This is a genomic window from Geodermatophilus sp. SYSU D00742, from assembly GCF_054049935.1.
In genome coordinates, this window is sequence record NZ_JBJGYJ010000043.1 from 1 (window position 1) to 10,798 (window position 10,798).

The following is a 10,798-nucleotide window of genomic DNA, read 5'->3' on the forward strand; positions in this document are numbered from 1 at the left end:
CACCACAAAGGTCATTCTCCGCGCCCCCCCCCGGGGTAACCCCGCCAAAAACCCCGCCCTGTACAACAACTCACCCCCCCCGGGGGGGCCCGGCCCCCCCGCCGCCCCTCCCCGGCCTCCGGCCGCAGCGAGGAGACGATGAGCGAGACCCGAACGACCGAGCCCGCGCCCGCCCGGCCGCCGCAGACCGGCACCGAGCGACTGTCGGTGACCGGGGTGTCCAAGCGGTACGGCGCCGTGCGGGCCATCCGCAACGCGGACATGACCGTGCGCGCCGGCACCGTGCACGCCCTGGTCGGTGAGAACGGCGCCGGCAAGTCGACGCTGATCAAGATCCTGTCCGGGGCGGCCACCGCGGACACCGGGCGGATCACCTTCGACGGGCAGCCGGTGACCATCTCCGGCACCGCCGACGCCATCGCCCTGGGCATCGCCACCGTGTACCAGGAGCCGCAGCTGTTCCCCGACCTCACCGTCGCCGAGAACGTCTTCACCGGCCGCGAGATCACCCGCCGCGGGCGGGTCGACTGGGCCGCGCAGAACGCCCGCGTGGTGGAGCTGCTGGAGCTCATCGGCCTGCCCGCCCGCTACGCGACCGTCCCGGTCAGCGAGCTGTCCATCGCCGAGCAGCAGCAGGTCTCCATCGCCAAGGCCCTGGTGGGCAATGCTGAGGTGCTCATCCTCGACGAGCCCTCGGCGATCCTCACCGACACCGAGATCGAGGTGCTCTTCGGCGTCGTCCGGCGGCTGGCCTCCACCGGCGTCGCGATCATCTACATCTCCCACCGGCTCGACGAGCTGTTCGTCATCGCCGACGAGGTCACCGTGATGCGCGACGGGCAGACGCTGGGCACCTGGCCGATCGGTGAGCTCTCGGTCCGGCGGGTCGTCGAGCTGATGGTGGGCGGCATCCTCGAGGACACCCCGCCCGAGCACACCGTCCCCGACGCCCCACCCCGGCTGGTCCTCGAGGGGCTGGGCTGCGAGGGGGAGTACGCCGACGTCGACGTCGCCGTCCGGCCCGGGGAGATCGTGACCCTCTACGGGCTGATCGGCTCGGGTGCCGCGGAGGTCGCCGAGACCGTCTACGGCATGCGCCGGGCCACGGCCGGCCGGATGCTGCTCGACGGCGAGCCGATCGCCCCCACCTCCCCCCGCGCGGCCAAGCGGCTGGGCATCGCGCTGCTGCCGGCCAACCGCAAGCTGCAGGGCCTGTTCGGGTTCCAGTCGATCGCCTTCAACATCTCCGCCGGCCACCTGCCGATGCTGTCCCGGCTCGGCACCTGGATGGACCGGCGCCGCGAGCGGCAGGTGGCCCGGGAGTTCATCACCCGCCTGTCGGTCAAGACGCCGCACGAGCGCCAGCCGGTGTCGGCGATGTCCGGCGGGAACGCGCAGAAGGTCGTGCTGGCCCGCCAGCTGGTGGAGCGGCCGAAGGTGCTGGTCCTCGTGGAGCCCACCCAGGGCGTCGACGTCGGCGCCAAGGAGGAGATCCACAAGATCGTCCGGTCGCTGGCCGACGAGGGCACCGCCGTCCTCATCGTCACCTCCGACCTGCCCGAGGCCATCCGCATCTCCGACCGGCTGCAGGTGGTCCGGGCCGGCACCACCACCGTGGAGTTCGGGCCGGGCGCCAGCCAGGCCGACGTCCTCGCCGCCGCCGCCGGCGCGGTCGACCAGGAGGAGGCGGCATGAGCGCGCAGACGCTCACGCCCCCGGGCGGCACGCCCCCCGGGGAGCAGGCCCACACCGCGAAGGCGCGCGGGCGGGTGCTGCCCTTCCCGATCACCGGTCAGGAGATCGTGCTGATCGTGGTGATCGCCGCCCTGTGGGTGGCCCTGGCCGTCTCCACCCCGGCCTTCCTGACCAGCGGCTCGATCGTGCCCCTGCTGGTGGCCATGGCGCCGGTCGCCCTCATCGGCATCGGGATGACGGTCATCATCATCACCGGCGGCATCGACGTCTCGGTGGCCGGGATCGTCATGGTGTGCGCCGTCGTCGTGGCCAAGGCGATGGTCGACTCCGGGGTCTCCCTCCCGGTCGCCGTCCTGCTGTCGGCGGTGCTCGGCGGCGTGCTCGGGCTCGTCAACGGCGTGCTCATCGCCTACGGGCGGGTGCACGCCATCATCATCACGTTCGGCACCGCCAACCTGTTCAAGTTCCTGGGCCTGCAGCTGTTCGGCGGCACCACCGTCGACAACATCCCCGGCACCCTGGCCTTCTTCGGCCGCGGCGAGGCGGGCCGCACGCTGGGCGTCCCGCACAGCTTCCTGATCATGCTGGTGATCGCGGCGCTGGCCTGGTACTACCTGCGGCACACGCCCGGCGGCCGGCACCTGTACGCGATCGGCGGGGACGCCGACGCCGCCCGGCTGGCCGGGGTCAAGGTGCAGCGGCGGGTGATGTCGGCCTACGTCCTCACCGGCCTGCTCACCGGGCTGGCGGCCTGCTTCGTCATCGCCCGGGGCACGTCCACGCTGGCGCCCAACGTGGGCGCCGGGATGGAGCTGGCCGCGATCGCCGCGGTGGTCATCGGCGGCACCTCGATCATGGGTGGGCGCGGCTCGGTCCTCGGCACCGTCCTGGGGGCGCTGCTGGTGCAGACGGTCACCTCGGGGGTGACCCAGCTGGGCTGGCGCTCGCAGCTGTCGGCCCTGTTCATCGGCATCTTCATCCTGATCGCCGTCGGGGCGGACCTGCTCCGGGAGCGGACGAGGAGGACGACGTGAGCACCGCGGTCTCCCCCCAGGCCCCCGCCCCGGCCCCGCCCCCGGACGACGGGTCGGCGCCCCGGCAGTCGTGGGCCCGGCAGCTGCCCGCCCTCGTGCTGCGGGCGCTGCTCACCCAGCGGATCGTGCTGCTGCTGGTCCTGCTGGTCGCCGTCGTCGTCACCTTCCTGACCCTGTCGGCGCGCAACTACCTGTCCGCGCCGTACGACGCGTCCTACATGTCGGCGACGCTCATCAGCGCCGTGCCCCTGGTGATGCTCGGCCTGGCGGAGCTGCTGGTCATCACCTCCGGGCGCGGCGGCATCGACCTGTCCGTGGGCGCGATCGTCTCCCTGACCAGCATGGTCTTCGGCTTCGCCTACGGGCAGTGGGGCTGGCCGCTGTGGACGTCGATCCTGCTGGCCGCCGCGTTCGGCGGGCTCTGCGGCGCGGTCAACGGCTTCCTGATCGCCTACATCGGCTACCCCGCGCTGATCACCACGCTGGCGACCTACTACGCGTTCTCCTCGATCGCGATCGTCGTCAACGACCAGCAGCCGATCAGCACCCAGCCGATCCAGGACTTCTTCTCCGCCGCGCGGTCGGTGCCGATCGGCGGCGGCGAGGACCCGCTGCGGGTGCCGCTGGGCATCCTCACCTTCCTGCTGCCCACGGTCGTCGTGATCTGGCTGCTGCTCAACCGGACCACCTACGGGCGGCGGCTGTACGCCATCGGCACCAACGACGTCGCCGCGCAGTGGTCGGGCATCGACGTCCGCCGCACCCGGTTCACCGCCTACCTCGTGGCCGGGGTCATCTCCGGGCTCGTCGCGGTCGTGACCGTGGCGCAGTTCGCCTCCGCCCGTCCCGACGCCGGGGTGGCCGGCAACGGCATGGCGCTGCCGGCCATCACCATCGCCGTCCTCGGCGGGGTGGCCATCACCGGAGGGATCGGCCGGGTCGCCGGCGTGGTGCTCGCGACGCTGCTGATCGTCTGGCTCAACGCGGGCATCCTGCTCGCCGTGCCGGGCAACGCCGGCTCGCAGTTCCAGCTCTTCGCGCTCGGCATCGTGCTGGTGTTCGCCGCGCTGCTCAACGGGCTGACCAACCGCAAGTACGGCAGGACGGGGTGAACCGCCGTCCGGCCGGTGGCGGGGAGCCCTCGCCACCGGCCGGACGACGTCACCCAGGCACCCACCCGAGGACGAGGAGAACCCACATGCCGATCACCCACGGCGTCCACGCGCTGGTCTGGACCGGGGGCTGGACCCCCGACGAGGCCCGGCGGGCGATCTCGGCCACCGCCGAGGCGGGCTACGACCTGATCGAGATCGCGCCGATCGACCCCACCGGCTTCAACGGGGACATGACCGCCCGCCTGCTGCAGGAGCACGGCCTGCAGGTGAGCGCGTCGCTGGGACTGAGCGCGGACACCGACGTCTCCAGCGAGGACCCCGAGGTGGTGGCGCGCGGGCGGCAGCGGCTCGGGCAGGCGTTGCGCGTGCTGCGCGACAGCGGCGGGTCGGTGCTGTGCGGCGTCCTGTACTCCAAGCTCGGCAAGTACGCCGCACCCGCGACCGAACGCGGCCGGGCCAACTCGCAGGAGGCGATCGCCTGGCTCGCCGACGAGGCGGCGGCCTCGGGCATCACGCTGGCGCTGGAGTTCTGCAACCGCTACGAGACCAACATCATCAACACCACGCAGGAGACGTTGGACTTCATCGCCGCCGTGGACCGGCCCAACGTCATGGCGCACCTCGACACCTACCACATGAACATCGAGGAGCACTCGTTCCGCGAGGCGGTGCGGGCGGCGGCCGCGGCCGGGCGGCTGGGCTACGTGCACGTCGGCGAGTCCCACCGCGGGGCCCTGGGCACCGGGTCCATCCCGTGGGCGGAGTTCTTCGGCGCGCTCACCGAGGTCGGCTACGAGGGCATCGTGACCTTCGAGTCGTTCTCCTCCGAGGTCGTGCACCGCACGCTCAGCAACGACCTGGCGATCTGGCGCAACCTCTGGACCGACAACGACGCGCTGGCCCGCGACGCGCTCGCCTTCGTCAAGGAGGGGCTGGCCGCCGGCGCGCGTTCCTGAGCCGGAGCCGCGCCGTCCCTTGTCCGCCGGTCCGGTCGGCGGCACGCTCGGGGGCATGGACGGGTCCGACGAGCGGGCGGCGACGGACGCGAGCCGGACCGCCGCCGAGCAGCGGTCGGCGGCGGCGAGCCGCGCGCGGGACGCGGCGGCCGCCCGGCAGCAGGAGGCCGCCGCGCTCCGCGACGACGCCGCTGGGCGCGGGGACCGGGCGGCCCGGCAGCGGGACGACGCCGCCGACGACCGGGACCTGGTGGCGCAGCAGCGGGACGAGGCCGCCCAGCGGCGCATCGACCTGGCCGCACGGCGTGACCAGGAGGCCATGGACCGCGACCTGGCCGCGGGTCGCCGCAACGCGGAGGCAGCGGAGCGGCCGGCCGGACGGGAGGCGGACCGCCGGGTCGCCGCCTCGGCCGGCCCCGTGCCGTCCGAGGGGGGCCGGGAGCAGCTGTCGATCGACGAGGAGACCGCGGCCACCCGTCGGGAACTCACCGCGGACGACCGCCGGCGGGCGACGGCCGACCGCGCCGCCGACGCGGCCGACCGCGCTCGGGCGCGCGACGATCGACGGGCGTCGGACCGGGACCGCGAGGCCGCCCGCGCCGACCGCGAGGCGTCCCGCCGCGACCGCGCCGCGGCCGAGGCCGACCGTGCGCAGGCCCGCGCCGACCGGGCCGCCGCCGAGGCCGACCGTGAACAGGCCGAGATCGACCGGGAGACCCGGCGCTGACCGACGCCGGCTCAGGGGCGCGGGAGCCGCGCCTCGGCGGCGTCCCACGCGGCCGACGGACCGGACGGCGTGTAGGTGTGGACCTCCTGGGTGGCCCGCAGCACGGCACGCAGGTCGCCCAGCCCACCCTCGAGCACCCCGGCGGCCCGGGCCTGGACCAGCACGTTGCCGAGCGCGGCGGCCTCCACCGGGCCGGCGAGGACGGGCAGCCCGCAGGCGTCGGCGGTCAGCCGGCACAGCAGCGCGTTGCGCGCTCCCCCGCCGACCAGGTGGACGACGTCGACGTCCCGGCCGGAGAGGGCGACCGCGCGGCGGACGGTGCGGCGGTAGGCCAGCGCGAGGCTGTCGAGGATGCAGCGCACCGTCTCGGGCACGCTCTGCGGCGGCGGCTGACCGGTCTCGGCGCAGGCCTGCGCGATGCGGGCCGGCATGTCGCCGGGCGGCAGGAAGCGCGGGTCGTCGGCGTCGACGACGGCGGTGAAGGCGGGCACCTGCGCGGCGGCGGCCAGCAGCCCGGGCAGGTCGGCGGGCAGGCCCTGCGCCGCCCACGTGCGCTGCGACTCCTGCAGCAGCCACAGGCCCATGACGTTGTGCAGGTACCGGACCGTGCCGTCGACGCCGAGCTCGTTGGTGAAGCCGGCGGTCCGGGACTCCTCGGTGAGCACCGGCTTCTCCAGCTCGACGCCGACCAGCGACCACGTGCCGCAGGAGACGTAGGCGAACCGGTCGGTCGCCGCGGGCACCCCGACGACGGCCGACGCGGTGTCGTGCGACCCGACCGCCGTCACCGGCACCGGGCCGGTCAACCCGGTCTCGGCCAGCACCTCGGCGGTCAGCTCCCCCAGCCGCTCCCCCGGGTGCCGCAGCGGGGGGAACAGCCCCCGGTCGAACCCGAGCCGGTCGACGAGCTCCCACGCCCACTCGCGGGTGGTCGCGTCGAGCAGCCCGGTGGTGGAGGCGTTGGTGACCTCGGCCCCGACCGTGCCGGTGAGCCAGTGGGTCAGCAGGTCCGGGACCATCAGGAGCCGGCGGGCCGCGGCGAACTGCACGCGACCCCGCGCCGCGGCGAGCTGGAACACGGTGTTGAACGGCAGGTGCTGCAGCCCGTTGACCCGGTAGAGCTCCCCGGGGCCGACCGCGGCGTGCACCGCGGGGACCGCCGTCGCGTGGCGGGCGTCCCGGTAGTGCACCGGGTTGCCCAGCAGCGCGCCGTCGGCGTCCAGCAGCCCGTGGTCGACCGCCCAGCTGTCGATGCCCACGCCGTCGAGCCGGCCGAGCTCCCGCCCGGCGGCGCGCAGGCCGTCGAGGACGCCGGCGTGCAGGCCCAGCACGTCCCAGTGCAGCGTGCCGGCGGTGCGCACCGGCCGGTTGGGGAACCGGTGCGCCTCGGTCAGCTCCAGCCGGCCCGGGTCGACCCGCGCGGCCATCACCCGGCCGCTGGACGCCCCCAGGTCGACCGCCGCGAACGCCCCGGCGGCGGGGATGGCCATCCCTGCCCCTGCCTCAGCGGAGGAAGGCGGCGGCGACGCCGGAGTCCACGGGGACGTGCAGGCCCGTCGTCCGGGTCAGGTCACCGCCGGTGAGGGCGAAGACGGCATCGGCCACGTGGTCGGGCAGGACCTCGCGCTTGAGCAGCGTCCGCTGGGCGTAGAACTCGCCCAGCTCCTCCTCCTTGACCCCGTAGACCGCGGCCCGCGAGGCACCCCAGCCGCCGGCGAAGATGCCCGACCCGCGGACGACGCCGTCCGGGTTGATGCCGTTGACCCGGATCTGGTGCGGGCCGAGCTCGGCGGCCAGCAGCCGGACCTGGTGCGCCTGGTCGGCCTTGGTCGCGCCGTAGGCGATGTTGTTCGGCCCGGCGAACAGCGAGTTCTTCGACGAGATGTAGACCACGTCGCCGCCCATCCCCTGCTCGATCATGATGCGGGCGGCCTCGCGGGAGACGAGGAAGCTGCCCTTGGCCATGACGTCGTGCTGCAGGTCCCAGTCGGCCTCGGTGGTCTCCAGCAGCGGCTTGGAGATCGACAGGCCGGCGTTGTTCACGACCAGGTCGACCCCGCCGAAGGCGAGCACCGCCGCGCGGAACGCCCCGGCCACCGCCTCGGCGTCGGACACGTCCGCGGCCACCCCGACGGCCACGTCGGTGCCGCCGATCTCCGCCGCGGCGTCGGTGGCCTTCTGCAGGTCCAGGTCGGCGACGACGACGCAGGCCCCCTCCCGGGCCAGCCGGTGGGCGATCGCCTTCCCGATGCCGGACGCCGCACCGGTGACCAGGGCGACGCGGGTGGCCAGCGGCCTGGGCGCCGGCATCCGCCGCAGCTTGGCCTCCTCCAGCGCCCAGTACTCGATCCGGAACTTCTCCGACTCGTCGATCGGCGCGTAGGTGGAGACGGCCTCGGCGCCGCGCATCACGTTGATCGCGTTGACGTAGAACTCGCCGGCCACGCGCGCGGTCTGCTTGTCCTTGCCGAAGCTGAACATGCCGACGCCGGGCACCAGCACGATCGCCGGGTCCGCACCGCGCATCGGCGGGCTGTCGGGGCCGGCGTGCCGGTCGTAGTAGGCGGCGTACTCGGCGCGGTACTCCTCGTGCAGTGCCCGCAGCCGCGCGACGACGTCCTCCAGCGGGGCGCCGGCCGGCAGGTCGACGACCAGCGGGCGCACCTTGGTGCGCAGGAAGTGGTCCGGGCAGGAGGTGCCGAGCGCGGCCAGCCGCGGGTGCTCGGTGGCGGCCAGGAACTCGAGGACGACGTCGGCGTCGGTGAAGTGCCCGACCTGCGGCTTGTCGGTCGACGCCAGCCCGCGGACGACCGGTGCCAGGGCCGCCGCCCGGTGCCGGCGCTCGGTCTCCGGGAGCGGCTCGTAGCCGGGCAGCGCCGGGCCGAAGGGCTCGGGCTTGCCCCGCTCGGCGAGGAACCGTTCGGCCGTCCGGATGATCTCCAGGCTGTTGGCCTCGCACTGCTCACTGGTCTGTCCCCAGGCGGTGATGCCGTGCCCGCCGAGGATGCAGCCGATCGCCTGCGGGTTGGCCTCGGCGATCGCGGCGATGTCCAGGCCCAGCTGGAAGCCCGGTCGGCGCCACGGCACCCACACGACGCGGTCGCCGAAGCACTCGCGGGTGAGCGCCTCCCCGTCGGCGGCGGTGGCCAGCGCGATGCCGGAGTCGGGGTGCAGGTGGTCGACGTGCGGCGCGGTCACGAGGCCGTGCATCGCGGTGTCGATGGACGGCGCGGCCCCCCCGCGGCCGTGCAGGCAGAAGTCGAACGCGGCCACCATCTCGTCCTCGCGATCGACGCCGGGGTAGACCTCCACCAGCGAGCGGAGGCGGTCCAGCCGGAGGACGGCGAGGCCCGGCTCGGTCAGTGTGCCGAGGTCGCCGCCGGAGCCCTTGACCCAGAGCAGCTCCACCGGCTGCCCGGTGACCGGGTCGGTCCCCTCCCCCTTGGCCGAGGTGTTGCCACCGGCGTAGTTGGTGTTGCGCGGGTCGGCGCCCAGCCGGTTGCTGCGGGCGAGGAGATCACTGACCACGGGGCTCGTCACTGGATGGTTCCTTCCGGGAGGTCGGGGGGGGTGCGCGCACGTCCGCGGATCTGCGCCGGCACATCCGGCGACGTGCACGGGAGGGGTCGGTGTCAGGCGCCCCAGCCGGCCTGCCGGCCGCCGACGCGCTCGCGGGCGATGCGTTCCTGGTACCCCGACCGCGCGTAGGCCGCGTACGGGTCGGCGTCCAGGCCCTTCGACTCGCGCAGGTCGGCCAGCAGCGGGCGGACGTCGGTGGCGTGGGCCTCCATCAGGACGGCGTGCGCGCCGAGGACGTCCCCGGCGACCTGGGCCGCCCGCAGCGCATCGCGGTCGACCAGCAGGGCCTTGGCGGTGGCCTCCTGCACGTTCATCACCGAGCGGATCTGGCCGGGGATCTTCGGCTCGATGTTGTGGCACTGGTCGAGCATGAAGTTGACCCCGGCGTCGAGCAGGGCGTCGTTCTGCACGATCTCGTTCATGATCCGGAACAGCTGGAACGGGTCGGCCGACCCGACGATCAGGTCGTCGTCGGCGTAGTTGCGCGAGTTGAAGTCGAAGGCGCCCAGCCGCCCCACGCGCAGCAGCTGCACGACGATGAACTCGATGTTGGTGCCCGGCGCGTGGTGGCCGGTGTCCAGCACGACCTGCGCCTGCTCGCCGAGGGCCAGGCAGTGCAGCAGCGAGGTGCCCCAGTCGGGGATGTCGGTGGCGTAGAAGTACGGCTCGAAGAACTTGTACTCCAGCAGCAGCCGCATGCCCGGGTCGAGCAGCGCGTAGACCTCCCGCAGCGACTCGGCCAGCCGGTCCTGGCGGGCGCGCAGGTCGTCCTGCCCGGCGTAGTTGGTGCCGTCGGGCAGCCACAGCTTCAGGTCGGTCGAGCCGGTGGCCCGCATGACGTCGACGCACTCGGCGTGGTGGTCGACCGCCTTGCGACGGACGGCGGGGTCGGGGTGGGTCAGGGAGCCCAGCCGGTAGTCGTCGTCCTGGAAGAGGTTGGAGTTGATCGCGCCCAGGCGCAGCCCCAGGTCGGCGGCGTGCTTCGCGAGCGCCCCGAAGTCGTCGACCCGGTCCCAGGGGATGTGCAGCGAGACCCGGGGGGCCACACCGGTGTACGCGTGGACCTGTGCGGCGTCCTCGAGCTTCTCGAAGGGGTCGCGGGCCACGCCGGGCTGCCCGAACACCTTGAACCGCGTGCCCGAGTTCCCGAACGCCCAGGAGGGCAGCTCGACGGTCTGCTGGGCCAGGGCCTCGAGGGCCCGGGCACGGGGGTCGGTCACGGTCGGTCTCCTGTCTGTGCCGTGGTGGTCTCGCCGGCCTCGGTGAGCTGGGCGTCGAGGTCGAACACGAGGTCGAGGGTGGACTTGCCGCGGCCGTCGCCGGTCTGGAAGAAGGGGGCCATCTCGGCCTCCCAGCGGGCGCTCACCGCGGCGGCGTCCACCGCGGCCTGCGCAGCGGCGAGGTCGTCGGTGAGCACGGTGCCCACCAGCAGGCCGTCGTCGCGCAGGAACAGCTGGTACTCCCGCCAGCCGGCGTCCCGCAGGGCGCGGAGCATCTCCGGCCAGACGGTGGCGTGGCGCGCCCGGTACTCGTCCAGCCGGTCGGGCCGGACCTGCAGGGTGAAGCAGACGCGGGGCACGGGTCCTCCGGCGGTCCCGCCCGGCCTCGTCGCCGGGACGGCCGGTGAAACGTTTCACACCGGTGTGGTGCGGACCATAGTCAGTGCGGTAGGAATGCGTCAAGACGGGCTGG

At 74.0% G+C, this 10,798-nt stretch carries 9 protein-coding genes; 5 read left to right on the forward strand and 4 right to left on the reverse strand.

Features of this window, described 5'->3' with window-relative positions; translation table 11 throughout:
* Positions 1 to 138 precede the first annotated feature (138 nt).
* From ACI78V_RS20830 to ACI78V_RS20850, 5 genes are all read left to right on the forward strand, one after another.
* Positions 139 to 1,695, forward strand: coding sequence for a sugar ABC transporter ATP-binding protein (locus ACI78V_RS20830; protein WP_456854228.1), 1,557 nt, complete (start codon positions 139 to 141; stop codon positions 1,693 to 1,695).
* Positions 1,692 to 2,729 (forward strand): ABC transporter permease, encoded by a 1,038-nt coding sequence (locus ACI78V_RS20835; protein ID WP_456854230.1) that lies wholly within the window; start codon positions 1,692 to 1,694, stop codon positions 2,727 to 2,729. Before ACI78V_RS20830 ends, ACI78V_RS20835 begins: the two co-directional genes overlap by 4 nt.
* The gene (locus ACI78V_RS20840; RefSeq protein ID WP_456854232.1) at positions 2,726 to 3,841 is read left to right on the forward strand and encodes an ABC transporter permease; all 1,116 of its coding nucleotides are present in this window, start codon (positions 2,726 to 2,728) and stop codon (positions 3,839 to 3,841) included. Before ACI78V_RS20835 ends, ACI78V_RS20840 begins: the two co-directional genes overlap by 4 nt.
* An 86-nt stretch (positions 3,842 to 3,927) precedes the next feature.
* Positions 3,928 to 4,800: a sugar phosphate isomerase/epimerase family protein gene (locus tag ACI78V_RS20845; protein ID WP_456854234.1), complete on the forward strand. Its 873-nt coding sequence runs from the start codon at positions 3,928 to 3,930 to the stop codon at positions 4,798 to 4,800.
* Between the two features lie 55 nt (positions 4,801 to 4,855).
* Complete coding sequence (locus ACI78V_RS20850) at positions 4,856 to 5,527, forward strand: hypothetical protein (protein WP_456854236.1); 672 nt, start codon at positions 4,856 to 4,858, stop codon at positions 5,525 to 5,527.
* Between the two features lie 11 nt (positions 5,528 to 5,538).
* Here ACI78V_RS20850 and ACI78V_RS20855 read toward each other — a convergent pair whose 3' ends face one another.
* The 4 genes from ACI78V_RS20855 to ACI78V_RS20870 form a co-directional block, all read right to left on the reverse strand.
* A complete protein-coding gene (locus ACI78V_RS20855; RefSeq protein WP_456854238.1) occupies positions 5,539 to 7,017 on the reverse strand; it encodes a rhamnulokinase in 1,479 nt (492 codons plus the stop codon).
* 13 nt (positions 7,018 to 7,030) lie between these two features.
* Positions 7,031 to 9,067, reverse strand: a complete 2,037-nt coding sequence (locus ACI78V_RS20860; RefSeq protein WP_456854240.1) for a bifunctional aldolase/short-chain dehydrogenase — start codon at positions 9,065 to 9,067, stop codon at positions 7,031 to 7,033.
* Between the two features lie 92 nt (positions 9,068 to 9,159).
* Positions 9,160 to 10,326: an L-rhamnose isomerase gene (gene rhaI, locus ACI78V_RS20865; protein WP_456854242.1), complete on the reverse strand. Its 1,167-nt coding sequence runs from the start codon at positions 10,324 to 10,326 to the stop codon at positions 9,160 to 9,162.
* The gene (locus ACI78V_RS20870; protein ID WP_456854243.1) at positions 10,323 to 10,685 is read right to left on the reverse strand and encodes an L-rhamnose mutarotase; all 363 of its coding nucleotides are present in this window, start codon (positions 10,683 to 10,685) and stop codon (positions 10,323 to 10,325) included. Before ACI78V_RS20870 ends, rhaI begins: the two co-directional genes overlap by 4 nt.
* Positions 10,686 to 10,798 lie beyond the last annotated feature (113 nt).